Below are 26,727 nucleotides of genomic sequence, written 5' to 3'. Positions count from 1 at the left end.
ATGGACACGCCCCCGGCTTAAGGTCGCGGGTATGACTCTTGGGAATCTGTCCGGCATCAGCGCGCTCGCCGACGTCGAGTCGCGGTCCATCAGTCCGGAGAACCCGACCGGCGAGCCTGGCCAGGGCGGGCGGCGGACCGAGGGGACCGGTGCGAAAGCGGCCCGGGATCTCGGTCAGGGCTGGAAGGTGTCGCCGTCGATCGAGATCGGTCCGGGCGAGACCGCCACGCTGGCCGACATCGTCGGCGCCGGCTGCATCACGCACATCTGGCTCACCACGCACGTCGACAACTGGCGGCGGCTGGTGCTGCGGACGTTCTGGGACGGCGACGAGGCCCCGGCGATCGAGGCGCCGGTCGGTGACTTCTTCTGCTCCGGCTGGGGCAAGTTTGCCCAGGTGAACTCGCTCCCGGTCGCGGTCAACCCGAACGGCGGCTTCAACTGCTACTGGGAGATGCCGTTCCAGACCCAGGCCACGCTCACGCTGGAGAACACCCACGACGAGCCCGTGATCGTCTACTTCCAGGTGGACTACTGGCTGGGCGCCGTACCGGACAACTCGGCGTACCTGCACACGCAGTGGCGGCGGAGCAATCCGCTGCCGGCCAAGACCGTGCACACGCTGCTGGAGGGTGTCGAAGGCCCGGGCCACTATGTCGGCACCTACATCGCGTGGGGCGTCAACAGCACCGGCTGGTGGGGTGAGGGCGAGATCAAGTTCTACCTCGACGGCGACGACGAGTTCCCGACCATCTGCGGCACCGGGACCGAGGACTACTTCGGTGGCGCGTGGAACTTCGACGTACCCCACCTGGGCGGCTACACCGAGTTCAGTACGCCATACCTCGGCATGCCGCAGGTGATCCGTCCGGACGGGCAGTACGCGAGCCAGCAGCGGTTCGGCATGTACCGGTTCCACCTCCCCGACCCGGTCCGCTTCAAGGAGAAGCTCCGCGTCGACATCCAGGCCCTGGGCTGGCGCTCGGGCGGCCGCTATCTGCCGCTGCAGGACGACATCGCGTCGACCGCCTTCTTCTACTCGTCCAAGACCAGTACGACGCGACCGGACGCGCCGACGCGCGACGTGATGGAGATCTGCTAGCCGGGAGTCGGTAGCGCGTTCTGCAGAGCCGTGCCGGCGAGGACGACCAGGGCTGCGGTCCAGCTCAGCGGCGCCTCGCCGGCCGGCTCCAGGTCCCGATTGACCTTCTCGGGCAGGGCGCCGGTGCTGGTGCGGTGCCGGTCGAGCCAGGTCAGCAAGTTGTCGGCGGTCGCGTGATCGCCTCGGGCCGCCGCACTCAGTGCGAACAACGCGGTCTGTGGTGTCCAGGAAACGCCGTCCGCACGCCAATTCTCACCAGGTGTCACGCCACCGTTCGGCTGGGTGAGTACGGCGAGCGCCCGGTCGATCGCCGTGGACACGACCGCCCGGGCCGGAGCGAACGGCGGACCCAGGATCGTGACGATCGCGTCGGCGCCGCCGCCGAGCTGGATCGGGTCGACGCCGGGCTCCACGAAGCTGGTCGCTCGGGCCGGGGTGCGGGGATAGTCCGGCCCGAAGACGCGATCAGTTGCCTCGGTCAACTTGTCGAGGGCGGACCGCCAGCGCGCGGCCTCGGCCTGCCGGTTCTGTTCGGTGGCCATCAGGACCGCGCTGCGGAGGCCGGTCAACAGTGGGGCGACCGTCCCGAGCGTCACCTGCGTCTCCGGCCGCTCCCAGTAGTCGGACGACGGCCCGGGCAGGCCGTCCGGGCCGAGCTCGGCGACGATCTGGTCGGCCGACTCGCGGACCAGCTCCCAGTACCTGCTGCCCGCCCGGCAGAACCAGGTTGCCCAGAGCACCCATCCGGAGCCGTCGAGCTGAGGCTGCCGGCCGTCGTCGACGAGCGCGCCGGTCTCGGTGTACCGGGCTTCCCACCGTCCCGTCGCCGGTCGCACGCGGTCGAGGAAGGACAGCACCTTGAGGGCTTCGTCGTACTGACCGATCGAGCAGCGGGCCGCGGCGACGAACGACGCGTCTCGCGGCCAGACGTACCGCCACGGGCCGTCCCAACCCGCCAGCGTCGCGCCGCTCGGCAGGGTGAGGGCGTCGAGATCGGCGAGGGCGTGGCTGATCAGATCGTCGTACTGTTCGCCACCGCCACTCAGCGAGGACTCGGTGTGCTGCGCAGAGTGGCCGGGGACGCCGTCCGCGACCAGTCGGGGCTGGGGGTTGCGGACCAGGTTGTTCGCCGTACCGGCGGCCAGGAACGCGAGCAGCACGACGATGACGACGACCGGATACCACCGGCCGCGCCCCCCAGTGCTTTCCCGCATCGTCCCTCCCTGTCCTGCCTATTGTGCGAGGTGTTGCACCTCGGCCTCGAACTTGCGCCGCGGTGCGAGCTCCACCAGGTACATCGCCGACAGCACCAGTGCGCCACCGACCAGCATCCTCCAGGTGACGCTCTCGGATCCGAACAGCACCGCGAAGGCCGACGCGAACACCGGTTCCATTGTCATTGCGATCGCCGCCCGCGTCGGGTTGAGGTGCGCCTGCGCCCAGGTCTGCACGATCAGCGCGAGCGCACCGGCGATCAGGGCCATGTAGATGACGCTGGCCCAGTCTGCACCGGAGCCCGGGACCGTGAAGCCGCCGGGCAGCGCGCCGATCGCGCAGACCACGGTGATCACGAGCATCTGCAGGGACGAGAGACCGAAGGCGTTCTGCGGGGTGGACCAGGCGCCCAGACCGATGATGTGCAGGGCGTACAGACCGGCCGACGCGAGTGTGAGCAGCTCGCCGGTCCCCATGCTGAGGCCCTGCAACGACAGTACGCCGAGGCCGACCGTGGCGAGAATCACGGCGACCCAGGCCCAGCGGCCGATCTTGTGGCGCAGGATCACGGCAGCCAGCAGCGGGGTGAAGACGACGTACATGCCGGTGACGAAGCCCGACACGCTGGCCGACGTGTGCCGCAGGCCCTCGGTCTGGACCAGCTGGGCGATGCCGTAGGTGATGCCCAGGGCAACGGCCCGGCCGCGGTCCAGGCGGCTCAGCCGGGAGATCGCCGGCGGGTGGATCAGGATGAGCGCGACCGAGGCGATCAGGAACCGCAACGCCAGGTAGTCGGCGACGTCCATCCTGGTGAGCAGGTCCTTGGTCAGGAAGAACGTCGATCCCCACGCCGCCGCCACCGCGAGCAGGGCGAGTACGGCGATGCGCGGGCGGTTCACGCCGGACATCTCATCAGACGTCCGGCGTAAGCACCAAAACGAGCTACAGGACTGTGATCGTGACCGTGCTGCCCGGTTGGGCCTTCTTGCCGGCGCCCGGGTTCTGCGCCGCGACGATGTTCAGCCCGAGGTTGAACGGTGCTTTCTCGACCTTCACGATGAAGCCCGCGTCGGTGAGGATCTGCTGCGCGTCCGCGGTGCTCTTCTTCTTCACGTTCGGTACGTCGACCAGTGGCGGACCCTTCGACACCACCAGCTGGACCTTGTCCTTGGCGAACAGCGTGCCGCTGTTGGGTGTCTGGCTGATCACATTGCCCTCGGGCACCTTCTCGTCGTACTGCTCGGAGCGGTCGACGACGAAACCGAGTTTGCGCAGGGCCTTGTTGGCGTCCTTGTAGCTCTTTCCGGTCATATCCGGGACGTTGATCGGCCGCTTGCCCTTGCTGACCGCGAAGTTGACCGCGCTGCCCGGCTTCACGACCGTGTTGAACTTCGGGCTGATCGCGAGCACCCTGCCCTGCGGCACAGTCTCGCTGTACTGCTCGTTGATCTGCCCGGTGTTCAGCTTGATCGGTGCGAGCGCCTGCTGGGCGGCATCCAGGTCCAGCCCGACCAGCTGCGGCACCCGGTACCGCTCCGGGCCCTTGGAGACGGTGAGACCGATCTCACCCTTCTTCCGGATCCGATCACCCGGTGCGGGATCGGTCCCCATCACTTCACCCTTGGGCACGTCCTCAGAGAAGTCCTGATTGTCCAGCGTGGTCCGCAGACCCGACTCCTCGGCTTTCGCAGCCGCAATGGCGGGAACCATGTTCACCAGGTCCGGCGTGGTCGTGTAGCGGTGGATGCCGTAGTACCAGGCCGCAGTGCCGATCCCGATGGCAGCAGCGAGGATGACGATCAACGCGATCGGTCCACGCCCACGCCGCTGGTGCGGAGGTGCTTTTGCCGGTGTTCCGGTCGGTCGGCCCTTCTCCACCGGAACGACGATCGTGTCGTGGCGCAGGGCGGGTTGTTCGGCCAACTGAGGGACTCCGCGCGTGTAGCCGTCGTCGTATCCACTGTCCTGCCGGATCTGCTGGATCGGCACGGTCAGGTCGCCAGTGAGCTCCGGGTCGTCCGGCAGCCCCTCATCGAGTGCGCTGCGCACCCGGTGAACCTGACGGCTGAACACTCGCGCGTCGGCCGGCCGCAGGTCCCGGTCCCGGGCGGTCGCGCGCTGCACGAGCGCATCGACGTACGGCGGGATGCCCTGCTGCTCCGACGACGGGGGAGGCACGTCGGCGTGGACATGTGCGTACGCGACCTGGATCGGGGTGTCACCGGAGTGCGGTTTGTTCCCGGTGAGCATCTCGTAGAGCAGGATGCCGGCCGAGTACACGTCCGAGCGGGCGTCCGCACTGCCGTCGGTCACGAGCTCGGGTGCCAGATACGACACTGTGCCCATCAGGAGGCCCTGGGTGGCGGTATTTCCGGTCGCGCTGACCGCCCGGGCCAGACCGAAGTCGGCGACCTTCACCACGTTCTTGTCGGAGATCAGCACGTTCTCGGGCTTGATGTCGCGGTGGACGATGCCCGCGTCGTGGGCGGCCGAGAGCGCGGACAGGATAGGGGCGAGCAGGTCGAGCGCCCGCGCGGGGGACAGCGGCGCCTGCTCGCGGATCACGTCACGCAGCGTGCGGCCCGGGATGTACTCCATCGCCAGGAACAAAGTGCCGTCGTCGTCACCCTGGTCGAAAACGGCCACCACGTTCGGGTGCGAGAGGCGGGCGGCGGCCCGGGCCTCGGCCACGAACCGGCGGGCGAACTGGGCGTCGTCACCGAGCCCGTCGTGCATCACCTTGAGCGCGACAGTCCGGTCCAACCGCATGTCGAGGGCCTGGTAGACGGTGGCCATGCCACCCCTGGCGACGCGCGCGCCGACGCGGTACCGTCCGTCGAGCACTCGCCCGACAAGGCGGTCGCTGACCTCCGTGTCCACGTCGTCCGTCACCTGCGGTGAGCCGCCTCTCCAAGCCGTTCTGCTCTGAGAGTGTAGATAACGCCTCAGCGTGACCGTGCCAGGCGCACCGCAACGGGGCTCACCGGCCGGTTACCGGAGTGGGTCCCAGCCGCGTTCCAGCTGAGCCTTGATCCGGAGCACGTTCGTCACATAGAGCTTCGTGTCCGGATACATCCCGTTCTTCTTCACCCCGCCGAGGCCCTGGTAGTAGCCCGCCACCGCGATATCCAGCCGCGCGGCGCCGGTCAGCCGGCTCAGCAGCACCACGCCGGCGGTCACGTTGTCCTGCGGCTTGAGCAGGTCCAGATTCCGGCCGACGATGCTCGAGGTGAACTTGCCGGTCGACGGGATCACCTGCATCGCGCCGACCGCGTTCGCGGGGGAGACCACTCGCTGCTTCCAGCCGGACTCCTGCCAGCTCACCGCGAGCGCTAGCTCCGGGTCGACGCCGTACCGCTTCGATGTGCTGGTGATCAGGCTGCGCATCTGGGCCCGGGTCGGCAGCTTGCGCTTCTTCAGCGCGGCGCGGTTGCGGTCGGCCTGCGCGACGATGTGGTCGGCGTACGTACGACCGGCGAAGGTGTTGTTCTTCTTGGCCGGCTTGGGCTTGGGTTTGGGCGTGATCTTGACCGGCACCTGCAAGGGCTTGCCGGCGTAGATGCGTGAGGTCGCGCGCAAGCCGTTGGCGGCGAGCAGGTTCGCCTGGGAGCACTTGAAGCGCTTGGCGATCTTGGTGATGGTGTCGCCGGGCTTCACGACGTACGTGACCCGGCCCAGCTGGGTGCGCTTGGCCGCGCTGGTGGTCTTCTTGCCGGGGAGCTTGAGCACCTCGCCGGCGTAGATCGCATTGCCGTTGCCGGGCAGGTTGTTCAGGGCAACCAGTGTCTTGACGCTGGTGCCGTAGCGGCTGGCGATGTGGCTGAGGGTGTCGCCGTTCTTCACCGTGTAGGCGCCGAAGCCGGGCGAGCCCGCAGTGATCACCGCCGCGGTCAGCACCGGTACGGCGACTCCGGTCACTATTCGTACGACGTTACGCATCGCATCCATCTCCCCGTGTGAACGTCACTTGACCGTAAGTGCTGCTACGGATGTGACAACAGGGGTTGATGGGGTGCTTGTTACGCCTGTAACTCAATGTTTACAATTCAAGGCTGAACTACATGGATGTGGTTCACAAGCTGCCGTTGCTCACGGCAACCGGCAGGCCTCAGTGACCGGACTGGCCGAACCGGCTGCCCAGGAAGGGCTTCCCCAGGTCGGGCAGGTCGCCGGTACGCACGGTGTCGGCCAGGATCTGCGCGGTGATCGGCGTCAGCAGCACGCCGTTGCGGTAGTGTCCTGTTGCCCACAGCAACCGATCCAGACCGGACGGCCCGAGGATCGGCGCGTTGTCGGGAGTGGCGGGCCGGAGTCCGGCGATCGTCTCCACCAGTTCGAGCTCGTCCATCACCGGCAGCACGGTCCGGGCGTCTCGCAGCAACGAGAACACCCCGCCTGCGAGCACTCGAGTGTCGTAGCCGAGCTCACTGGTGGTGGCGCCGACGACCAGCTCTCCACCCGGCCGCGGGACCAGGTACACCGAGAAGCCTCGGGCGGTCGCTCGTACGGTGTGCCGTAGCGCGGGCCGGTACGCCTCAGGCACTCGCAGTCGCAGCACCTCACCCTTGACGGGTCGCACTGGTGGCCGCAGTTCCTCGGGAACGCCTTCCAACTGCGATGACCACGGCCCAGCGGCACCGATCACGGTTCCGGCGTGCACTGTGTCGCCGTTGTCCAGCAGTACGCCGACAGCCGTCGTACCGGAAGTGATCACGCGCGCCACGTGCTGGCGGATGAGCTGGACACCGGAGAGGTCGATAGCCCGGAGGAGCGCCGCGACTGCTTGCCGGTTATCGACGGAGTGGTCATTTGGGACCCAGACGCCGCCGGACACGCCCGTGGCGAGCAGGGGCTCGCGGCGACGGGCGTCGCGACCGGACAGCTCCTCGACCTCGAGTCCAAGCCGGCGCTGGTAGTCAGCGAGTCGACGGAGGGCTGCCGCGTCGTCGACGTCGTACGCGACCGACAGAGTGCCGGTCTGGTGCAGACCCGCCGACAGTCCGGTCAGCTCCTCCAGCTCTGCGGCGAAGGCCGGCCAGGCGTTGACGCCGGCCAGGTTGAGGGCCAGCAGGTCGTCCTCGCCGTACTCCACCTCGGTCACCGGGGCGAGCATGCCGGCGGCGACCTGGGAGGTCTGCGCGCCCGGCGTCGGGTCACATACCGTCACCTGGATACCGTCTGCAGCCAGCCGCCAGGCAGTCGCCAGACCAATCAGCCCGGCGCCCACCACCACCACATCGGACGTGTGCTCGGTCATGGGGCCTCCCGGTCTGGACTGAGGAGCGGAGGGAGCGCAGCGACCGGAGTGACGAGGGAAGACCGGGAGTCAAAGCCCCATGACCGCGCCGGCGCCGGAGGCCCGGCCATCAACAGAGCCATGCCGTAAGCCTACTTCTGAGGGGACATGGCAGGCTTTGGGTGTGACTGACTACACCGACCAACTCGCCGACGCCCGCCTCTACCTGTGCACGGATGCGCGCGAGAAGCAGGGCGACCTCGAACAGTTCCTGGACGCCGCACTGGCCGGTGGCGTGGACATCGTGCAGCTCCGCCAGAAGGAGCTGGAGGCTGCGGACGAGCTGGCCGCGCTGGAGGTCTTCGCGGACGCTTGCAAGCGGCACGGCAAGCTGCTCGCGGTCAACGACCGCGCGGACATCGCGTTCGCCGCGGGTGCCGACGTACTGCATCTGGGCCAGCGGGACCTGCCCGTGCACGCTGCTCGGGCCATCACTGGTCCGGCGCCGATCATCGGTCGTTCCACACACACGTTCAGCCAGGTGAACGCCGCGGTGGCCGAGCAGGGGTCGGACTACTTCTGCGTCGGCCCGACCTGGGAGACCCCGACGAAGCCCGGCCGCCAGGCGGCCGGCCTGGAGCTGGTCTCGTACGCCGCGAGTCGCCGGCAATCGAAGCCGTGGTTCGCGATCGGCGGTATCGATCTCGGCCGGCTGGACCAGGTGCTCGAGGCGGGTGCCACCCGAGTGGTCGTCGTTCGCGCGATCACGGACGCGGACGACCCGGCCGCAGCGGCCGCGGAGTTCAGCCGGCGGTTGCGGGAGGCCGGGTGATCAACAACCCGAAGACCGCGCGGATCGTCGCGATCGTGGTGATCGCCATGCTGGTGATCACGCTGGCGGCGTCGTTGTTCGGCTGTGCCGCGGCCAAGCCGGCGGCGACAACAACCGCTAGTACCGATCCGGAGAGCGGTCTGAAGGTCGTCGCCGTCGCGGACCTGCCGAAGGAGGCGCAGGACACGCTGAAGCTGATCGACCAGGGCGGACCATATCCGTACAGCCGCGACGGAGTGATGTTCGGCAACCTCGAGAAGCTCCTGCCGAAGCACGACCGCGGGTACTACCACGAGTACACGGTGAAGACGCCGGGCGAGAACGACCGTGGTGCCCGCCGGCTCGTGACCGGCAACGCCGGCGAGCGTTACTACACGGACGACCACTACAAGTCCTTCCGCCGAGTAGCGGGGGACGGGGGGACTTCATGAGTAGCCTGCGCGCGCTGCTGACCGAGGGATTACGGCCGGGCGTCTACCGGTGGCAGTCCGACCGTACGACGGAGCAGGCGCGGCTTGATGTCGTCGGAGCGGGCTGGGACTTCGTACTGCTCGACACCACCGCGATCCACGACAAGACCGGGTTCCTCGACCTCTGTGCGACCGCCTTCGACCTGCCGCGGTGGTTCGGCCGGAACTGGGACGCACTGGCTGACTCACTCAGCGACCGGTCCACCGGCGAGCCGGAGATCATCCTCTGGGCCGGTCTGCAGCATCTGCTCGAGCACGACCACGACACGGTCGACGTGGCCCTGCAGATCTTCACCGAAGACATCACGAACTCCGGCCAGCTCCGAGTCCTCGTCCACGAGCCCACGGACGCGGAGACGCCGGACCTGCTCAGCTCACTGCCCGTTCTGTAGCCGACCGGCAAGCGTGTCCAGATCCGGCACGAACCACAGGTTCCGGCCGCGGTTGGTCTCCCGGACCCAGTCCGCCAGGGACGTACTCGTCGCGACCCTGTCCGCGATGTCCCCGACCACAGCCAGCCCCATGCGGTAGTCCACGAACTTCTGCGCGATCGCCCCGGCCCGCCCGGTCCGCAGCTCGAAGAAGTCGTCCCCGAGGTGCTCGGTGCGCAGGGCGACCCACTCCGCCTGGTGCTCGTAGTGCGCCGTCGCCATGAGCTGCACGGCGTCGCGATCGTCACCCACCGGCGCTTCACTTACGAACACCCGCACCCCGCTCAGCTCCTCAACCATGCCCATAAAATACCTCAAAGCACCCTATCTGGCGATTTATAGGGAATTCTAAGGAAGCTGCCGTAGTCTGATCGGCATGCCCCAGGAGCTGTACTCGGTCGAGCAGGTGGCGAACCGGCTCGGTCTGCACGTCCGGACGATCCGGAACTACGTGCGTGACGGCCGACTCAAAGCCGTTCGGATCGGGAAGCAGTACCGGATCGCTCGCGAGGACCTGGAGGAGTTCACCGGGACCACCGTGGCCGCGCTCGAGGTGGACGAGACCGCACGGCACGTGGAGGCGTCGAGCATCGTGCACATCGACGCGATCGACCGGGCCGGCGCCGACCGGATCAGCACCCACGTGATCGGCTCACTCAACCAGAGCGGCATCGGCCGCCTCCGCGTCGAAACCGTCTACGACGAGGACCGCGCCGTACTCAAAGTCATCATCCTCGGCGACCTGGCCCCCACCGCCGAACTCCTCCGCCTCATCGACATGATGACGGCGCCCTAGAGCTGCCTGGAGGTAGCTGCAATCGCTAGGTCGGCCAGGGCTTTTCGGGCGGTGCCGTCGGCCAGGGGGGCGCGGTCGAGGGCGTCGAGGGCGTCTTCGGTGCGTTCGGTGATCAGGTCCTCGCAGGCCTGGACCGCGCGGGAGTCCTGCAGGATCTCGCGGAGCAATTGGATCTCGTCGTCATCCAGATCCGGCCGCCCGAACAACCGGTCGAACTCGGCCAGCTGGACCTCCGACGCGTGATCGACCGCGTACGCGACCAGCACCGTCCGCTTGCCCTCACGAAGATCGTCACCGGCCGGCTTCCCGGTCAGCGCGGGATCGCCGAACACCCCGAGCAGATCGTCGCGCAGCTGGAACGCCTCACCGACCGGCAGTCCGTACGCCGACAACGACTCGACCAATCGTTGATCCGCACCGGCCAAGGCCGCGCCGACGTGCAGCGGCCGCTCGACCGTGTACGTCGCCGACTTGTACCGCAGGACGCGCAAGGCCAGGTCCATCTCGGACTCACCACTCGCCTGCGCGACCAGATCGAGGTACTGCCCGGCCGTCACCTCGACCCGGACCGCGTCGAAGAACCGCGACGCCCGAGCCAGTGCGGCCGCGTCGAAGCCGGAGGTGTGCAGTAGCTCGTCCGCCCAGATCAGGCAGAGATCGCCGAGCAGGATGGCCGCACCGATCCCGAAGCTGACCGGATCGCCACCGCGGCCGGACGCCTCCGAGCGCGCCCGCTGCAGCGCCTCGAACCGGCGATGGGCAGCCGGTGCGCCCCGGCGTACGTCGGAGGAGTCCATCACGTCGTCGTGGACCAGCGCGCTGACGTGCAGCATCTCCAGGCTGGCCGCGGCCTTGAGGATCGGCTGCACCGGATCACCGCCGGCGGCCCGGAAACCCCAGTAGCAGAAGGACGGCCGCAGTCGCTTGCCGCCGCTGGTCGCGTCCCGCGCGGCCTGCACCTGCTCGGTCAGCTCCGGCCCGATCGCCGCGAGTCGCTGCTCCTGCAGGTCGAGGAAACCGGTCAGTGCGCGCTGAACCTCGGCCGGGATGTCCACATCGGCATACACGTCTCGGAGCGTAGTCGGTACAAGCGCAGCGGTATCAGGCAGGGGACACCGCGGGTAACCTGTCGCCATGGCGAACGGACTTCCCTCGACGCTTCCCGGCAACACGCCGACGATCCGCGAGCTCCTGGCCTCCGGGAGTCGGTCGTTCTCGTTCGAGTTCTTCCCACCGAAGACGCCCGAGGCCGAGGAGGTGCTGTGGCGTTCGATCCGGGAGATCGAGCAGCTGCACCCGACCTTCGTCTCGATCACGTACGGCGCCGGCGGGACGACCCGGGACGGGACGATCCGGGTCACCGAGCGGGTCGCGCAGGACACGTCGCTCACGCCGCTCGGTCACCTGACCTGTGTCGCGCACTCGCGGGACGAGCTGCGGTCGGTGATCGGTGCTTACGCGGGGTCCGGCGTACGCAACATGCTGGCGCTGCGCGGTGACCCGCCGGGTGGTCCGAACCAGCCGTGGCTCGCCCACCCCGAGGGGCTGAACCATGCGATCGAGCTGGTCGAGCTGATCCGGTCGCTCGGCGACTTCTGCGTCGGTGTGGCGGCGTTCCCGGACAAGCACCCGGAGGCGACGTCGCTGGAGGCGGACGCGCAGGTGCTCGCGGCGAAGGCCGCGGCCGGCGCCGACTACGCGATCACGCAGATGTTCTTCGGTGCCGACGACTACTTCCGGCTGGTCGAGCGGGCTGCTGCCCTGGGCTGCGACATCCCGGTGCTGCCCGGCATCATGCCGGTCACCAACATCAAGCAGATCCAGCGGATGGCCGATCTGACCGGGATGGCGCTGCCGACCGCGGTCACCGACCGGCTGCTCGCGGTCGAGGACGAGCCGGCCGCAGTCCGCGAGGTCGGCATCGAGATCGCCACCGAGCTGTGCGAAGCGTTGCTGGCCGGGGGAGCCCCCGGCATCCACTTCATCACTCTGAACAGGTCCACGGCGACCCGTCAGGTCTTCCTGAACCTGAGGTCGTCGGTCGTATCCTGACCTGATGGCTGACCCGTCGGATCTGCTCATCGACCGTACGCTCGTCCTGCTTCGGCACGCCAAGTCGGTGCCGCCCGAGACGATGGAGGACTTCGAACGCCCGCTGGCCGACCGCGGCCGCGCCGACGCCCAGGCGGCCGGTCGCTATCTCGTTGCCCAGGGCATCGAAGCCGACCTGGTCCTGTGCTCGCCGTCGAAGCGCACCCGGGAGACCTGGAAGTGCGCCACCCAGGGCGGGGCGACGGCGACCGACGTCTGGTACGACCGGCGCATCTACAACGCCGACACCGACGAGCTCCTGGACGTCATCCACGAGGCCCCGGCGGAGGTCCGCACGGTGATCATGATCGGCCACGGACCGGGCATCCCGTGGCTGGCCGACGAGCTCGCCCTGGACGGCACCAGCCCCGAGCGCACCGAGCTCACCCGGAAGTACCCGACCTCGGGCCTCGCCGTCCTCCACCTCACCTGCCGCTGGGCAGACCTCGGCCCCAACGACGCCGACCTGGTGTCATACGTCGTGCCGCGTGGTTAGGGCAACCAGTTCGTCGTGCTGTTGACCGTGATCAGGCGCTGGGTCGCGCGGGTCAGGACGACGTACAGCGCGCGGACGCCGCCCAGGGTGTCGGTGACGATGCGGTCGGGTTCGACCACCACGACGGCGTCGTACTCGAGGCCCTTGGACTCCAGTGGGCTGACCGCGACGACGCGGGGGTCGCCGAGCTCGGCCAGGACCGGGTCGACGATCGGGCGAAGCTTCGGCGGCACAATCACGCCGACCGTGCCCTCGACCAGCTGGAGCAGCTCGACCGCCGCGTCACCCGCGGCCTCGGCGACCTTGCCGTCGTCGACGATCCGGTGCTCGGGTTCGACGCCCGTACCGCGGACCGCGTTGGGCAGATCCGCGTCCGGGAGGGTACGGCGGATCACCTCGCCGGCGAACGCGTAGATCTCGGCCGAGTTCCGGTAGTTCGTGGACAGCCGGAACGAGTGCCGCTGCAGGTGCGACAGCATCGAGTCCATCGCCGCGCGGGCCTCGTCCGGATCGGGCCACGAGCTCTGGGCGGGGTCGCCGACGACAGTCCAGCTTGCCTGCGGGCCGCGCCGAATCACCATCCGCCACTGCATGGGGGAGAGGTCTTGCGCCTCGTCCACCAACACGTGCGCGTACTCCTCCGGCTCCTCGGCCTCACGGGCCGCTGCGGCCCTGGCCCGCCGCTCAGAGGTGGTGAGCACCTCGTTGACGCCATCCGACAGGCCCTCCAGCCAGTCGAACTCGTCGTCCTTGGCCTCCGTGATCGGTGCACGCCCCAGGAACGCACTCAGCTCGTCCAGCAACGCCACGTCGGCAATGGTGAACTCGTCCGTGTCGCGGATCGCCCTGGCGAGGGCATCGACCTCTCTGGGGGTCAGCTCGTTCCGTGCCCAGCGCTGCAACCGCCGTGGGTCACCGAGCCAGCGCAGCACGGCCTCTGGCGTCAGCACCGGCCACCACTGGCTGAAGAACGTCCTGAAGGCCGGCGTGTCGGTCACCCGGTCGCCAAAGGCCTCACGGTCGCCGTAGACCCCGGTCCGCAGGTCTTCCGGGAACCGCTGCCACAGCGCGGCAATCAGACCCTTGCGAGCCTCGGCACCGGCCTTGTTGCGAGGCGTCCGGCGCAGAGCGTTCCGGCGTACGTTGTCGAGCTGGTTGGCGTCCACCTCGATCGTGGCGCCGCCGATGAACACCCGCAGGCTGGTCGGGGCAGTCGGCACGCGGTCGCGCGCAGCCCGCGACAGTACGCCGCGCATCCGCAGCGAGCCCTTGACCGCGGCTACATCGGCCTCGTCGACCGCAGTGGCCTTGACGCCGTCCACCAGCTCGCCCACTGCCCGCAGGGACACGGTGTTCTCGCCGAGGCTCGGCAGTACGCGCTCGATGTAGGCCATGAACGCGGCGGACGGCCCGACGACCAGTACGCCGCCACGCTCGAACCGCCTGCGATCGCTATAGAGCAGGTACGCCGCCCGGTGCAGAGCGACCACCGTCTTGCCAGTACCCGGTCCGCCGCCGATGACGGTGACACCACGGGCCGGCGCCCGGATCGCCTCGTCCTGCTCGGCCTGGATCGTGGCCACGATGTCGCGCATCGTGTGACCGCGGGCCCGCGACAGGGACGCCATCAGCGCGCCCTCGCCCATCACGGGCAGGTCCTCGGGCGCACGCTCCGGCGCCAGCAGGTCGTCCTCGAGCCCGACGATCCGCGGGCCCTTGTTGCGCAGCACCCGACGCCGGACGACCTTCAGTCGGTCCGTCGAGGTGGCGCGGTAAAACGGTTCCGCCGCCGGCGCGCGCCAGTCGATTACCAGCGGTTCGTACTCCGCGTCCCGGACGCCGATCCGGCCGACGTACAGCTTCTCGAGGTCCGCTGCGGCCTCGGCGGCCGGCTCGACGTCACCATGGTCGGAGTCGAGCCGGCCGAAGACCAGGCCTTCGTGCTCGGCGTCGAGCTCGGCGATCCGGCGGGCCGCGGCGAACACCAGCACGTCGCGCTCGTACAGGCCGGTCTGCTCTTCCTCGCGGACCCGGCCGACGTTCTGTGCTTGTGCGCGCTGGTGCCCTTCGACCGCGATACGTGACGCCGATCGGGCGGCCTCCGCGACCCGGTCGTACACCCGGTCGACGTGTTGTTGCTCAGCCGCCAGCTCAGCCCGCTCGACGTTCTCATGATCGGCCGGCGTGGGGGTTTGATCCACCGAGGTCCTCTCTACTGCCGGGCACCTTCCCGACACGGAACACAGGAACGATCAATCTTAGTGCGCCTGTTATCTCAACCCCAGACCGGTCTCAGGCCTTCCCGATGGCGTCGGCCACGATCGCGGCGCCGAGCGTCGTCGCGGGGACGCCGGAACCGGGGTGAGCCCCCGCGCCGACGCAGTACAGGCCCTTGACCGGGGACACGTTGGACGCGCGGCGGCGGGCGGTCCGGTAGCCCTCCCAGGCCACACCGGCCCACCAGGACGGCGACGTCTGCCGCGACACCACCTTGTCCCGGACAGGCAGCCCACGCGCGACAAGCAGGTCCAGTACGTCGTCCGTCGGGTAGCCGTGGACCAGTACGGACCACGCCTGATGCCCGGCAGGCGCCAGTCCACCGGTCCGGACGACGACTGTCGGAGTACCGTGCAGCACTGTCTCGAACGGCAGGCTCGGCACCGGCTCCTGGAGTCCCAGGTGTACGACGTACGCCGCCTGCGCCTGGTGTGTCGCCTGGATCCGCTTACGCACCTTCTTGGCCGCCGGGTCATCGACGAGGTGCTCGTAGAGCTCACGCGGGTCGATGTCACTCACGACGATGTCCGCGGGCAACTCTGACCCGTCGGCCAGCCGTATGCCGGTCACACTGCCATCGGCTGTGGTGACTGCGACCACCTCGGCGCCGGTGTGGACGGTCACCTTCCGCTCGCTCGCCCGCTGCACCAGAGCGTCCGCCAAGGCGCCGAAACCGCCTTCAATCGTCCAGCGGCCGAACGTGCGCTCCAGGTACGACCAGACACCGACGTACCCGGGGGTGAGCTTCGCGTCGGATCCACTTTGAGCGGCGAAATGCCGCAGTACTGCGCGAGCTCTGTCGTCGGTCAGCTCGCGCTGCGCGACCTTCTCGAGCGACTGCCAGGGCTTGAGCGACCGGATGGTCTTGAGCGGCAGCTTGTCCTGCAGCGGTGGTTCGAGCGACGTCTTCCGAAGGATCTGCCAGGTCTCGCTGTACCCGTCGACCAGGGCAGTCCACCGCTCCGCAGCGGTCTCGCCGATCAGATCGGTCCAGGCCTCCTGCTGTGCACCGCGATCACTGATCGGCAGGTCGAGCACCGAGCCGTCACCGAACATGTGTCGTCGTGGCTCGGTCACTGGCTCCAGCAGGACCAGACTCTCGATCGGGCGACCGCTCTTGCGGAACAGGTCCCGCAGTGCGGCCGGAAGCGTCGTACTGGCTGCTCCGGCGTCCCAGGTGAACCCGTCCGCCTCGACCCGGCCCAGCACGCCGCCGAGGTGCTCGTCGCGTTCGCAGATGGTGACCTGGTGGCCGAGCTTGGCCAGGCGGACTGCACTGGCGAGACCGGCCAGGCCGGACCCGATGACGATCACGGTGGCCATCAGACTGCACTGCTCCCCGTCGCCGGGTCGCGCCGTTTCTCCCGCCACGCCCTGAACCGGAGGTAGCCACGCCGGATGAAGCGGAACGCGAAGTACACCCCGATCAGGCCGAGGAACAGCAGGATGCCGGCGATGATCAGCGCGGCCTCCGGATGGAACGCGGCCAGCGACACCACGCCGACGACGGCGATGTCCTCGGCGGACGACGCGGCGATGTTGGTGGCCGGCTCGGGGGAGGTATTGATCGCCAGTCGCAGGCTCGATTTCACCGAGTGCGAGAGCAGTGCGACCAGTCCGCCAGTGGTCGCGATGACGGCCTGCTGCAGGGTGCTCGCCTGGCCGGACAGCAGCGCTGCCAGGATCGCGCCGATGGTCGGCCGGATCACGGTCGAGATCGCGTCCCACGCGGAGTCGATATACGGAATCTTGTCCGCGACGAACTCGAAGGCGAAGAGAACACCCGCTGCGATCAGTACGGGTGTCGTGGTCAGTGCGGTCGGTACGTCGTCGGCACCGGCGAAGCGGCCGAGCAGACCGAGAATCAGCACGCAGGCGTAGGCATTGATGCCACTGGCCCAGCCCGTCGTGAACGCCAACGGCAACGCTTCCATCGTCGTGCTCCGTAACCCTCAGTCGCCGTCGCGTGCGCGGCATGGTTTCGTCAGTATCGAACCCTTCGTGGTGAGTTTTGGTTAACCGTTGACATCCGGCTCGCCTCGACTCACAGTGACTAGGCTGCCAGTCTTTGTGACCGGCACCCGCCCTTGGGTTCAGGAGAACAACATGCTGCGTCGTCCGAAGATTCTCGCCGCACTGGCTGCGGTAGCGCTGCCCATTACCTTGACCGGCGTGTCGTCGGGAGGTCCGCCCGCCACCGCGGCGCCTCTGCCGGCACCGGCCGCCGTCGCGGCTACGGCGTACAGCGCGGCCGCTGCGAAGTACGGCGTACCGGAGTCCGTCCTGCTGGCTGTGTCGTACGCGGAGTCCCGCTGGGACGACCATGGTGGCGCGCCGAGCACGTCAGGCGGCTACGGCCCCATGCACCTCACCGCGCTCGGCGCGTCGGAGGTCGCGGACCTGTCCGGCAAGCAGAAGGTCGCCACCGCCGACTCACTGCAGACGCTGGACAAGGCCGCCAAGTTGACCGGCCTCGACGCGTCCGCGCTGCGCACCGACACGACCGCCAACATCAACGGTGGTGCCGCGGTGCTGGCGTCGTACCAGAAGTCCCTCGGTCTGCCGGTCGGCGCCGAGACCTCTCCGGCCGAGTGGTACGGCGCAGTGGCGTCGTACGCCGAGGCCGGGGACAAGGTCGCGGCGGCCGGCTTCGCCGACGACGTCTACTCGATCATGGCTCGCGGTGCGGCCCGTACGACGAACACCGGCCAGCAGGTCGTGATGCCTGCCGTCGCGGTCACGCCGGACAAGGCCCAGGTCAGCAAGCTGTCGCTGCCCGCGGGCGTGAAGCCGTCCACCTCCAATGTGGAGTGCCCGCCGTCGCTGGGTTGCGAGTGGCTGCCGGCGCCGTACTCGGAGTTTGGTACGGCCGGTGACTACGGCAACCACGACCTCGCGAACCGGCCGAAGACCGGGAAGATCGACTACATCGTCATCCACGACACCGAGGGCACCTGGCAGGGTGTGCTGAACCTGGTGCAGGACCCGACGTACGTGAGCTGGCAGTACACGATGCGGTCGTCCGACGGCCACACGTGGCAGCACGTGAAGGCGAACGACGTCGCCTGGCACGCCGGCAACTGGTACGTGAACATGCACAGCATCGGCATCGAGCACGAGGGCTTCGCGCCTCAGGGCGCGACCTGGTTCACCGAGTCGCTGTACCGCAACTCGGCGAAGCTGGTGAAGTACCTGGCCGCCAAGAACGACATCCCGCTCGACCGGGCGCACATCATCGGCCACGACCAGGTGCCGGGCACGGTCCCGTCGACGGTGCGCGGCATGCACTGGGACCCGGGACCGTACTGGGACTGGGAGCACTACTTCGACCTGCTGGGCGCGCCGATCTACGGGCACAACGTCTTCCCGGTGAAGGCCGGCTCGATCGTGACCATCAAGCCCGGCTTCCAGGGCAACGTGCAGGTAGTCAACAACTGCGACGCTCCGGGCACTCCGTGCACGCCGCAGGGCACCAACTTCGTCTACCTGCGCCAGGCGCCTGACGACAACGCTCCGCTGGTCAAGGACATCGGACTGCACCCGGACGGGAGCGATGGCACCACTGACGTCTCCGACATGGGTTCACGGGCCGCCGCGGGCTCGCAGTACGTCGTAGCGCAGCGTCAAGGGGACTGGGTCGCGGTCTGGTACCTGGGCGCGATGGGCTGGTTCAAGAGCCCGGCCAGCACCCCGGATGCGTTCGCCAAGCCGGGTCTCGTGGTGAAGCCGAAGGCGGGCAAGGCCTCGGTGCCGGTGTACGGGCGTGCCTACCCCGAGCAGGCGGCGTACCCGGCGAACATCCCGTACCAGACGGTCACGCCGCTGCAGTACTCGATCGGCGCGGGCCAGGCGTACCCGGTCAGCGACCTGAACATCGAGACGGACTACTACCGGGCCGTGACGTTCGCGGAGCAGCCGCCGGCCGACCACGTCCAGGTCATCGGCAAGGACCGGTACTACCAGATCTGGTTCGGACACCGCATGGCGTACGTACGCGCCGCCGACGTGGACGTCAGTCCCGCCATCTAGATTGGACCGTGTGATCAACGAAGCCGTCCAGCAGTTGCTGGACGGCTTCGTCACATCTGTACGCCAGGTCACTGCGGTCGAGGCGGTCTGGCTGCACGGCTCACTGGCGCTGGGGGACTACCAGTTGGGGCGAAGCGACCTGGATGTCGTCGCGGTGGTCTCGTCGCCTCCATCGCCTGCTGTTGCGGAGGTGCATCGGCAGTTGATCGCAGCCTCGCCGCTGGCCGCCAAACTGCACTGCTCCTACATGGTGGCCGGCCAGCTCGCCGACCCGTCGATCAGGCACGTGACCTTCGCCCAGGAGCGGTACTTCGACCGTCCGGTGACGCCGGTGACCCGTCGAGAGCTCGCCTTGAGCAACGTTGCGCTCTACGGCCCGCCGCCGTCGTCCTTGCTACCGGCAACCAGCGACGACGAGCTCTTCGCCTTCATCCGGCGCGACTTACGCGACTTCTGGCTGCCGGTGACCCGCAAGCGGACCCCCTGGTACGCCGACATCTGGGTCGATCTGAGCCTGCTCACCTTGGCTCGCGCCCATGTCACCCTCACAACCGGCGTCCTCATCACCAAACGAGCCGCACTTGATGTCCTCGCGTCTCTTGGCGCCCCGCCCGCGGTGATCGCGGACATCACCCAGCGCCGCTACGGCCACCCACGCCGCACGTGGCCGTGGTGGCGCCACCGCCGTGGCGTCCTGACGCGGGCGTTCCTCCGAACGGCGATCCCGTCGGTGCTCAGTTGACGGTGATCGGGGTGCCGTTGGTGAGGCTGAGGAGTTCGGCGTACGTGGTGGGGAAGACCGAGTGCGGGATACCGGCGGCTGCCCAGACGACGGCGTACTGCTCGAGGGCGGTGTCGACGTACGTCGGGACCTGGCCGGGGTGACCGACCGGGGCGACGCCGCCGATCGACTGACCGGTGTGGTCCTTGACGAACTCCGGGGTGGCGCGGCGGAGCTTGCCGATTCCGAGCTCGGCGGCGACCTTCGCGGTGTCGACGCGGTGTGCGCCGGATGTCAGGATCAGCACCGGGGTGCCGTCGCCGTCGAAGATCAGGCTGTTCGCGATCGCGCCGACCTCGCACCCGAGCTCGGCCGCCGCGGCCGCGGCCGTCGGGACCGCCTCGTCGAGAATGACGATCTCACCGGTGGCGCCGGCCGCGCGGAGTGCGTCGGCCACCTTCTGCACGTTGGGATGACTGCTCACCCTTGGCACCTTATGCGAGCCGAGCGGCACCGAACGAAACGTTAAATCGATCGCACCAGATCACGACACTGCGGAAGTCCTCGAGCTTCACGTCGGTGGGGATCGGGTAGTTCTGGTTGCCGTGGTTTCCCTTCAGGCTGCCGAGACTGCGGTACTGCCCGTCGTCGAACACATGCCATCCCGCCCTGCCGGCGACCGTCCTGGCGCCACTCAGCCACACCTTGAGGTCGGGGCCATCGGAGGTGTCCAGGTTCTCCAGGCGGAGCACGCGGGAGCCGTCCGGCAGTTCCAGTACTGCGACTGTGCCGGAGGTCTCGTGTTCGTGCGTGATCAGCTTCCCGGTCAGGAGGATCTTCAGAGCTGCTGATCGCTGTACGGAAACTGTCGGTGGCGTCGTCGACGATGAGTGCGTGGAGATCGGAGCAGCGCCGGGGAGTGCCTCGTCGACGACCTTGTCGTTGACGAGCCGCCACGGCTGGAAGAGCGGCAACGCGACCGCGGTGACCACGACGGCCACCGCCACCGCGGCGATCATCGCTGCCCGCCATCGCTTCGCCATCGTTCCCTCCACTGCTCCCGTGTCACCAGTCTGCGGGCTCTCGCGGTCGCGGGACGGCGCGCCGGGCTTACGGGCCGTTGACGATTGTCGGCGGGCGACGATACGCTTCCAGTGTTCGAACAGATGTTCGATTACCTCAGATCCGGTTTCGTCGGGAGGCCGGGCTGAGGTGCGGCGGACAGCTGGACGGCTCCGGTGCGGAGTTGCGGCCGCATCGGAAACCGGTGGTCCCGGCGGGCCGCGCACCGGGGTGGACCTCGACCCCCACCTCGTGCCGACCCGCCGGGCCTCCGACCCAGCCGTCAATCAGGGGAAGCAGTTCGTACACAGGAGGCGATGGAGCATGTGGGAGTTCGACGAGGCCGTCGAAGTGCACTCGGTGGTTGTGGACGGCACCGAGACCCCGGACCAGTTCCTCTGGCGCGGCCGCCTGTGGCGCGTCTGCTCCGTCCAGTCCCATTGGACCGAAACGGCCGCCTGGTGGGAACGCGGCATCATCGGCGCCGGCCTGACGTACGACGGCCACGCCGACCACTGGACCCACGCCGAGCGAGCCCACACCACCGCTCCTGCTCGCGGCGCCGCCCACTCCGGTCGCCCGCTCGCGGCTGCGTCGGCGAGCCCCCGTTCGCTCGCCGACTGTGTCTCCGCGCTCGCTCCCGGCGGGAGTGCGGCGCTCGCGCCCGCCGGGAGCGCCTCCACGGAGCTGTGCGCGGATACAGCCAGTGCGGAGCCGGCCCGTGGGCTGTCGGGGAGTCCGGCGGCAGTCGGCGTACTGGATGCGGACTGGGGACCGCGGCGCTCGGTGTACCGGGTAGAGGCGGGGTGTGGCCGGCACGGTCGGCAAGAGCTGTTCGATCTCGCGCATGACCCGGACTCCGGCCGCTGGCAACTGGAAAGGGTGACGGACCGATGACTGTTTCACCGGTTTCCCCGGCGGCTGCGGGCGCGGCGAGCCGGGAGCTGTCCCGGGCGCGCGCCGCGCTGGCCGAGGCGATGGAGACGAGCGACCACCTGATCCGCTACTCGAGCGCCCACGTCGCGGGTCTCCGGGTCGCGGCCGCGGTCCTCGCCGTCCGCGCCCGCCCGGTCCGCTCAGGCAGCCGCCGCCGGGTCCAGCGCAACGCGTGGGTGCTGCTGGCCGAGGTCGCGCCGGAGTTCGGCGAGTGGGCCACGTTCTTCGCCGCCGGCGCCTCCCAGCGCGCGGCCGCCGAGGCAGGCCTCGAGCGCGCCGTCACGACCCGCGAGGCCGACGACCTGGTCCGAGCCGTCGACACCTTCTACACCCAGGTAGAAGCCAGCCTCCGCCTCTCCACCACCCCCGCCCTCACAGCCACCACCGACCCCCAGTCAGTCCTCACCCAACCCTGGATGCAAGCCAGCTAACCCAGCCGGCGGACACCCACCCCGCATGCCAGCCGATCCAGCGGCACGTAGGACACCAACCCCGGACGCAAGTCAGCTGACCCAGTCGGCGAGCAGGAGACCCACCCCGTGACAGAACTTCCCAGAGGCATCGGCAAAGACCTGTGTGGTCGGGTCCACGCCATCACCGGCGCCGAGTGCTACCTCCCCGACACCCACTACCCACGCCCCCACCACTCCCTGACCGAAGAGTCCTGGCACGACGGCCTCTGCACCACCTGCGCCGGCTCCGGCACCCAAGCCGGCACCCCTTGCCCGAGCTGCAACGGCACCGCCTTCGAACCCCTCACCCCCACAGACCCAACCACCCCCCACCCCGGCTAACCCATCAACTCTTCACCCAGAGCCTCGGCTCGGGTGGTGGGACAGGGTGTGCGGCGTCCGGTCGGGTGTTCGGTGGCTGGGTTCTTCTTGGCTGGGTGGGCCTGGGGGGCTTTAGGGTCTGGAGCGTGAGTGAACTTCCTGTGCTTGGGGCTGAGGATCAGCGGGTGCTGGGCAGCTTGATGGAGAAGCAGGCGACGGTGCCGGCGTCGTACCCCCTCACCGCCAACGCGTTGCGGACGGCGTGTAATCAGGCGAGCAACCGGGACCCCGTCGTCGAGTACGACCAGGCGACGGTCGAGCAGACGGCGCGGTCGCTCCGGGATCGAGAGCTGGTCCGGATCGTGTGGGTGGACACGGGGCGGCGGACGCTGAAGTACCACCAGATCCTCGACGAGCGGCTCGGGCTCGAGGCCGATGAGCGGGCGTTGCTGACGGTGTTGCTGCTGCGGGGTGAGCAGGCGCCGGGGGAGTTGCGTACGCGGACCGAGCGGCTGCACACGTTCGCCGACCGGTCTGATGTCGAGGCTTGTCTGCGTCGGATGGCGGCGCGACCCGAGCCACTGGTGCGTGAGCTCGAACGACGGGTTGGGCAGCATGACCGGCGTTGGGTGCACCTCCTCGGGCCGGTGCCGGAGGCAGCCGCGCAGGTCGCCGCCGAGACGGTCGACAGGGACGCGGTGATCGCGGACGGGACGGATGCGCGTGATGCTCGGGTGCGGTCGTCGTACGACGCCGTCGCCACGACGTACGCCGATCAGCTGGTGGATGAGCTGGACGGGCTGCCGTTCGAGACGTGGCTGTTGGACCGGGTGGTTGCGCACGCCGCCGGACGTCCGGTGGTGGAGGTCGGATCGGGCCCGGGGCACGTCACCGCGTACCTGGCCGATCATGGCGCCGATGCGACGGGGATCGATTTCTCGCCCGAGATGGTGGCCGAGGCCCGCCGGCGCTTTCCCGATCGGACCTTCGAGGTCGGAGACCTGCGGCGGCTCGGTCGTCCGCCGACGAGCTCTGGCTGGTCAGCCGTCCTGGCGTGGTACTCCCTGATCCACCTGGCCGCGTCCGAGCTCGCAGACGCCGTCGCAGCCCTGGTTCGGCCGCTCGATCCAGGCGGGTGGCTCGTCCTCGGTCTGCACGCTGGGGCCGAGATTCGCCACGTCGACTCGTTCTTCGGTCAGGAGGTCGACCTCGACTTCGTTCTGTACGACGCCGCATCCGTGGTCGGAGCCGTCGAGGCGGCCGGTCTCGTCGACGTCGAGTGGTATCTCCGCGGCCCCATCGCCACCAGGCAAGAGACGACCCAACGCCTGTACGTCGTCGCCCGCACCGCCTGATCGCAAAATAGGTTGGACATCGCTTTCCTGCCCCGCTTAGCTTGTCGCGGCAGCCGTATGTCGGATGGACCAGAGACTCCTGTGCTCTGCGCTGACGTTGCCCGGTCCGATCTCTCCCGACTCTCGAAAGCGGTGCTTCACCGTGACGAACGCATCTTTTGACGACGTCTCGACCCGGCCGCCGGTGATCGCGGCGACCGATCTCACCAAGACCTACACGTTCCACAAGCAGCAGGCCGGCCTCAAAGGCGCAGTCAAGAGCCTCGTCCGGCGTACGTACGAGACCAGGCTCGCCGTCGACAAGATCACCTTCAGCATCAACCGCGGCGAGGTCGTCGGCCTGCTCGGCCCGAACGGCGCCGGCAAGACCACCACGCTCAAAATGCTCTCCGGTCTGCTGTACACCACGGCCGGCGACCTGGAGGTCCTCGGCTTCACCCCGTCGGACCGCCAGCACGACTACCTGCGGCGGATCGCGCTCGTCATGGGCCAGAAGACCATGCTCTGGTGGGATGTTCCGGCGATGGAAAGCCTCCTGCTGCACAAGGACATGTACGGCCTCACGAAGCAGGAGTTCGACAGCAACGTCGCCGAGCTGGCCGAGTTGCTCGACGTCCAGGACCTGCTGAACGTCCAGGTCCGCAAGGTGTCCCTCGGCGAGCGGATGAAGCTCGAGCTGATGGCGGCGCTCGTGCACGGACCGGAGATCCTGTTCCTCGACGAGCCGACGATCGGCCTCGACGTCGTCGCGAAGGCGCGCGTACGAACGTTCCTCGCCGACGTCAACAAGGTCCGCGGCACCACGATTCTCGTGACCAGCCACGACATGGACGACATCGAGGCGCTCTGCTCGCGGGTGATGATCATCGACCACGGACGCCTGCAGTACGACGGGGGCCTCGACGAGCTCGTGCACACGGCTCGCCCGCGCAAGCTCGTGCAGGCGACCTACGCGACGACCGTCGACGGGAGCCGCCTCGCTGCCCTCGAGGGCGTGACCGCGGTCGACGGTTCCGGCCAGACGGTCAAGCTCGAGGTGGACCGCGAGCGGGCCGGCGACGTCCTCGGACAGCTGACCCAGATCGGTCCGCTGGTCGACCTGGACGTCGCGGACGCCGACATCGAGGAGATCATGCGCGACCTCTTCCTGCGCCGCAGCACGTTGGGGGACGGCTCGTGAACACCCTCGTGCGCAACCTCCGGGTGCTGCGCCGGATGACGGTGGCGCAGGTCGTCCAGCAGTCCATCTACCGCGGTTCGTGGATCATCTTCATGGCGGCCAACGTCTGCGTACCGATCATCTCGCTGCTGATCTGGCGCACCGCGATCGCGAACGGGGCACAACTCCCGATCGACGAGCGGTTCGTCACCACCTACTTCGTGCTGCTGAGCTTCGTCACGATGGCCACGTCGTCGTGGCTGACCGGCTTCCTGGCGAACGACATCAGGCTCGGCAAGCTGTCCAGCTGGATGGTGCGCCCGGCGTCGCTGCTGCTGGGCTTCGTGGCCAACAACCTGTCGGAGAAGTTCCTGAAGCTGTTCGCACTGGTGCCGATGATCGGTGTGCTGTGGTGGATCTTCCGCGACTCGATGGACATCCCGGCCGGTCCGCGTCGCTGGGCGGTGTTCGCGGTCAGCCTCGTGCTCGGGGCGATCCTGGTGTTCACGATCGACATCCTGATCGCGTCGCTCGCGTTCTGGATGGATGACGTGTCCGCGCTGGCGCAGGCCCGGCTGATCATCGCGAGTGTGCTGTCCGGCGCCGTCGTACCGCTCGCTCTGATGCCGGACTGGTCGCGCGGGTTCATCGACAACCAGCCGTTCAGGTTCACGGTGTCGTTCCCGGTCGAGGTCGTCGCCGGCAACCTCTCCGGTCAGGATCTCCTGGTGGGCTTGGGTCTCCAGGCGGCGTACGTGGTCGTGTTCGGAACCATCGCCCGGGTGGTCTGGGCATCCGGCATCCGCGCGTACTCGGCGGTGGGCGCATGACCGACCTGCGTACGAACGCCGACCACCGGCAACCGCTCGACCGGCACTGGCTGGCCAAGCAGCGGCGTCACCTCCGGCTGTGGCGGCGGTTCCTCGCACAGGCAGTGGTCCGCGAGACGCACTACCGCGCGCACTTCTTCACCACATTGCTCGTCGGTCTGGTCCAGCTCGGGCTCGGCATCGTGCCGATCCTGCTGTTGTTCGGTTTCACCCAGGAGGTGCACGGCTGGTCGCGGGCCGAGGTGATCACGCTCGTCGGGGCGTACCAGATCATCACCGGGCTGATGGCGGCGTTCGTCGCGCCCAACCTGCAACGGATGACGGCGTACATCACCGAAGGCGAACTCGACAGTGTGCTGCTGCGGCCGGTGTCGAGCCAGTTCTACCTGACCCTGCGGTGGATCGACATCGCGGAGCTCAGCAACGTTGCGAGCGGCATCGTCGTGCTGGTGATCGGCCTCGTGCAGTCGGGTGTCAGCCCGAACCCGTTGGACGTCCTGCAGGCGCTGGTGCTCGCAGCCTGCGGATCGGTGCTGCTCGCGACCGTGTGGAGCGCGATGTCGTTCCTCGCGTTCTGGCTGCAGTCGGTGAATCCGATCGGGGCCATCTACCTCAACCTGGTCGAAGCCGGCCGGTATCCGCTGGTGTTCTTCCCGGTGGCGGTGCGGACGTTCCTGACCTTCGCGTTCCCGGTGGCGTTCGCGACCACGTTCCCGGTCCAGGCGCTGGCCGGCGATCTCGGCTGGACGCCGGTCGCCGGCGGGATCGCGCTGGCCGTGGTCGCGGTGACGCTCGTCCGGATGCTGTGGCGCCGCGGGCTGCGTTCGTACGCGAGCGCGAGCTCGTAGCGCGGATCTGTGGAACCGGGTGGCTGACGGGGGAGGGGGTGGGGTGGAAGTAGGGTGTGGCGCGGCGG

At 68.6% G+C, this 26,727-nt stretch carries 28 protein-coding genes; 16 read left to right on the top strand and 12 right to left on the bottom strand.

What is annotated here, in order from left to right; all coding sequences use genetic code 11:
- Positions 1-31: 31 nt before the first annotated feature.
- Positions 32-1,102 (top strand): glycoside hydrolase family 172 protein, encoded by a 1,071-nt coding sequence (locus AB0E63_RS15390; RefSeq protein ID WP_360365767.1) that lies wholly within the window; start codon positions 32-34, stop codon positions 1,100-1,102.
- On the opposite strand, the gene AB0E63_RS15385 is transcribed toward AB0E63_RS15390, so the two are convergent.
- The 5 genes from AB0E63_RS15385 to thiO form a co-directional block, all read right to left on the bottom strand.
- On the bottom strand, positions 1,099-2,316 hold the full coding sequence (locus AB0E63_RS15385) for a glucoamylase (RefSeq protein ID WP_360365765.1): 1,218 nt from the start codon (positions 2,314-2,316) through the stop codon (positions 1,099-1,101). The genes AB0E63_RS15390 and AB0E63_RS15385 overlap by 4 nt on opposite strands.
- An 18-nt stretch (positions 2,317-2,334) precedes the next feature.
- Positions 2,335-3,225 carry a DMT family transporter gene (locus AB0E63_RS15380; RefSeq protein ID WP_360365763.1) on the bottom strand — a complete coding sequence of 297 codons (891 nt, stop codon included), beginning with the start codon at positions 3,223-3,225 and terminating at the stop codon, positions 2,335-2,337.
- Positions 3,226-3,259: 34 nt separating this feature from the next.
- Entirely contained in the window at positions 3,260-5,209 is a 1,950-nt protein-coding gene (gene pknB, locus AB0E63_RS15375) for a Stk1 family PASTA domain-containing Ser/Thr kinase (protein ID WP_360365761.1), read from the bottom strand.
- Between the two features lie 99 nt (positions 5,210-5,308).
- A complete protein-coding gene (locus AB0E63_RS15370) occupies positions 5,309-6,265 on the bottom strand; it encodes a LysM peptidoglycan-binding domain-containing protein (RefSeq protein WP_360365759.1) in 957 nt (318 codons plus the stop codon).
- A gap of 160 nt (positions 6,266-6,425) precedes the next feature.
- Complete coding sequence (gene thiO, locus AB0E63_RS15365) at positions 6,426-7,574, bottom strand: glycine oxidase ThiO (protein ID WP_360365757.1); 1,149 nt, start codon at positions 7,572-7,574, stop codon at positions 6,426-6,428.
- Positions 7,575-7,737: 163 nt separating this feature from the next.
- Here thiO and thiE point away from each other — a divergent pair, with 163 nt between their 5' ends.
- From thiE to AB0E63_RS15350, 3 genes are read left to right on the top strand one after another with little or no spacing between them, the layout of a single operon-like run.
- On the top strand, positions 7,738-8,385 hold the full coding sequence (gene thiE, locus AB0E63_RS15360; protein ID WP_360365755.1) for a thiamine phosphate synthase: 648 nt from the start codon (positions 7,738-7,740) through the stop codon (positions 8,383-8,385).
- On the top strand, positions 8,382-8,816 hold the full coding sequence (locus tag AB0E63_RS15355; protein WP_360365753.1) for a ribonuclease: 435 nt from the start codon (positions 8,382-8,384) through the stop codon (positions 8,814-8,816). Before thiE ends, AB0E63_RS15355 begins: the two co-directional genes overlap by 4 nt.
- A complete protein-coding gene (locus tag AB0E63_RS15350; RefSeq protein ID WP_360365751.1) occupies positions 8,813-9,247 on the top strand; it encodes a barstar family protein in 435 nt (144 codons plus the stop codon). Before AB0E63_RS15355 ends, AB0E63_RS15350 begins: the two co-directional genes overlap by 4 nt.
- On the opposite strand, the gene AB0E63_RS15345 is transcribed toward AB0E63_RS15350, so the two are convergent.
- Positions 9,230-9,586: a DUF4180 domain-containing protein gene (locus AB0E63_RS15345; protein WP_360365749.1), complete on the bottom strand. Its 357-nt coding sequence runs from the start codon at positions 9,584-9,586 to the stop codon at positions 9,230-9,232. The genes AB0E63_RS15350 and AB0E63_RS15345 overlap by 18 nt on opposite strands.
- A 76-nt stretch (positions 9,587-9,662) precedes the next feature.
- Between AB0E63_RS15345 and AB0E63_RS15340 the strand changes: the two genes are divergently transcribed.
- Positions 9,663-10,082 carry a helix-turn-helix domain-containing protein gene (locus AB0E63_RS15340; RefSeq protein ID WP_360365747.1) on the top strand — a complete coding sequence of 140 codons (420 nt, stop codon included), beginning with the start codon at positions 9,663-9,665 and terminating at the stop codon, positions 10,080-10,082.
- On the opposite strand, the gene AB0E63_RS15335 is transcribed toward AB0E63_RS15340, so the two are convergent.
- Positions 10,079-11,149 (bottom strand): polyprenyl synthetase family protein, encoded by a 1,071-nt coding sequence (locus AB0E63_RS15335; RefSeq protein ID WP_360365745.1) that lies wholly within the window; start codon positions 11,147-11,149, stop codon positions 10,079-10,081. The genes AB0E63_RS15340 and AB0E63_RS15335 overlap by 4 nt on opposite strands.
- Positions 11,150-11,216: 67 nt before the next feature.
- Here AB0E63_RS15335 and metF point away from each other — a divergent pair, with 67 nt between their 5' ends.
- Complete coding sequence (gene metF, locus AB0E63_RS15330) at positions 11,217-12,134, top strand: methylenetetrahydrofolate reductase [NAD(P)H] (protein ID WP_360365743.1); 918 nt, start codon at positions 11,217-11,219, stop codon at positions 12,132-12,134.
- Positions 12,135-12,138: 4 nt separating this feature from the next.
- On the top strand, positions 12,139-12,669 hold the full coding sequence (locus AB0E63_RS15325) for a histidine phosphatase family protein (RefSeq protein ID WP_360365741.1): 531 nt from the start codon (positions 12,139-12,141) through the stop codon (positions 12,667-12,669).
- On the opposite strand, the gene AB0E63_RS15320 is transcribed toward AB0E63_RS15325, so the two are convergent.
- From AB0E63_RS15320 to AB0E63_RS15310, 3 genes are all read right to left on the bottom strand, one after another.
- The gene (locus AB0E63_RS15320) at positions 12,666-14,870 is read right to left on the bottom strand and encodes a UvrD-helicase domain-containing protein (protein ID WP_360365739.1); all 2,205 of its coding nucleotides are present in this window, start codon (positions 14,868-14,870) and stop codon (positions 12,666-12,668) included. The two genes, AB0E63_RS15325 and AB0E63_RS15320, sit on opposite strands and share 4 nt — an antisense overlap.
- Before the next feature lie 91 nt (positions 14,871-14,961).
- Positions 14,962-16,269, bottom strand: a complete 1,308-nt coding sequence (locus AB0E63_RS15315) for an NAD(P)/FAD-dependent oxidoreductase (RefSeq protein WP_360365737.1) — start codon at positions 16,267-16,269, stop codon at positions 14,962-14,964.
- Entirely contained in the window at positions 16,269-16,880 is a 612-nt protein-coding gene (locus tag AB0E63_RS15310; protein ID WP_360365735.1) for a DUF4126 domain-containing protein, read from the bottom strand. Before AB0E63_RS15310 ends, AB0E63_RS15315 begins: the two co-directional genes overlap by 1 nt.
- Before the next feature lie 172 nt (positions 16,881-17,052).
- On the opposite strand from AB0E63_RS15310, the gene AB0E63_RS15305 reads away from it, so the two are divergent.
- Together AB0E63_RS15305 and AB0E63_RS15300 are read left to right on the top strand one after the other, a co-directional pair.
- Entirely contained in the window at positions 17,053-18,975 is a 1,923-nt protein-coding gene (locus AB0E63_RS15305) for an N-acetylmuramoyl-L-alanine amidase (RefSeq protein WP_360365733.1), read from the top strand.
- 10 nt (positions 18,976-18,985) lie between these two features.
- On the top strand, positions 18,986-19,717 hold the full coding sequence (locus AB0E63_RS15300; RefSeq protein ID WP_360365731.1) for a nucleotidyltransferase domain-containing protein: 732 nt from the start codon (positions 18,986-18,988) through the stop codon (positions 19,715-19,717).
- On the opposite strand, the gene AB0E63_RS15295 is transcribed toward AB0E63_RS15300, so the two are convergent.
- Both AB0E63_RS15295 and AB0E63_RS15290 read right to left on the bottom strand, forming a co-directional pair.
- A complete protein-coding gene (locus AB0E63_RS15295) occupies positions 19,710-20,180 on the bottom strand; it encodes a YbaK/EbsC family protein (RefSeq protein WP_360365729.1) in 471 nt (156 codons plus the stop codon). The genes AB0E63_RS15300 and AB0E63_RS15295 overlap by 8 nt on opposite strands.
- 10 nt (positions 20,181-20,190) lie before the next feature.
- Positions 20,191-20,739 (bottom strand): DM13 domain-containing protein, encoded by a 549-nt coding sequence (locus AB0E63_RS15290; protein WP_360365727.1) that lies wholly within the window; start codon positions 20,737-20,739, stop codon positions 20,191-20,193.
- A gap of 343 nt (positions 20,740-21,082) precedes the next feature.
- On the opposite strand from AB0E63_RS15290, the gene AB0E63_RS15285 reads away from it, so the two are divergent.
- From AB0E63_RS15285 to AB0E63_RS15255, 7 genes are all read left to right on the top strand, one after another.
- The gene (locus AB0E63_RS15285; protein WP_360365725.1) at positions 21,083-21,655 is read left to right on the top strand and encodes a DUF6504 family protein; all 573 of its coding nucleotides are present in this window, start codon (positions 21,083-21,085) and stop codon (positions 21,653-21,655) included.
- The gene (locus tag AB0E63_RS15280; RefSeq protein WP_360365723.1) at positions 21,652-22,125 is read left to right on the top strand and encodes an SAV_6107 family HEPN domain-containing protein; all 474 of its coding nucleotides are present in this window, start codon (positions 21,652-21,654) and stop codon (positions 22,123-22,125) included. The genes AB0E63_RS15285 and AB0E63_RS15280 overlap by 4 nt, the downstream gene beginning before the upstream one ends.
- 108 nt (positions 22,126-22,233) lie before the next feature.
- Positions 22,234-22,488: a hypothetical protein gene (locus AB0E63_RS15275; RefSeq protein WP_360365721.1), complete on the top strand. Its 255-nt coding sequence runs from the start codon at positions 22,234-22,236 to the stop codon at positions 22,486-22,488.
- A gap of 125 nt (positions 22,489-22,613) precedes the next feature.
- Positions 22,614-23,822 carry a DUF480 domain-containing protein gene (locus tag AB0E63_RS15270; protein WP_360365719.1) on the top strand — a complete coding sequence of 403 codons (1,209 nt, stop codon included), beginning with the start codon at positions 22,614-22,616 and terminating at the stop codon, positions 23,820-23,822.
- 142 nt (positions 23,823-23,964) lie between these two features.
- Positions 23,965-25,002 carry an ATP-binding cassette domain-containing protein gene (locus tag AB0E63_RS15265; protein ID WP_360365718.1) on the top strand — a complete coding sequence of 346 codons (1,038 nt, stop codon included), beginning with the start codon at positions 23,965-23,967 and terminating at the stop codon, positions 25,000-25,002.
- Entirely contained in the window at positions 24,999-25,811 is an 813-nt protein-coding gene (locus AB0E63_RS15260; protein ID WP_360365716.1) for an ABC-2 family transporter protein, read from the top strand. The genes AB0E63_RS15265 and AB0E63_RS15260 overlap by 4 nt, the downstream gene beginning before the upstream one ends.
- Positions 25,808-26,659 carry an ABC-2 family transporter protein gene (locus AB0E63_RS15255; protein ID WP_360365714.1) on the top strand — a complete coding sequence of 284 codons (852 nt, stop codon included), beginning with the start codon at positions 25,808-25,810 and terminating at the stop codon, positions 26,657-26,659. The genes AB0E63_RS15260 and AB0E63_RS15255 overlap by 4 nt, the downstream gene beginning before the upstream one ends.
- Positions 26,660-26,727 lie beyond the last annotated feature (68 nt).

It is taken from the genome of Kribbella sp. NPDC026596, assembly GCF_040638415.1.
In the GTDB taxonomy this organism is placed as follows: Bacteria; Actinomycetota; Actinomycetes; order Propionibacteriales; family Kribbellaceae; genus Kribbella.
The sequence above is the reverse complement of the archived record's forward strand: the minus strand, read 5'-3'. Positions and strand labels throughout refer to the sequence as shown.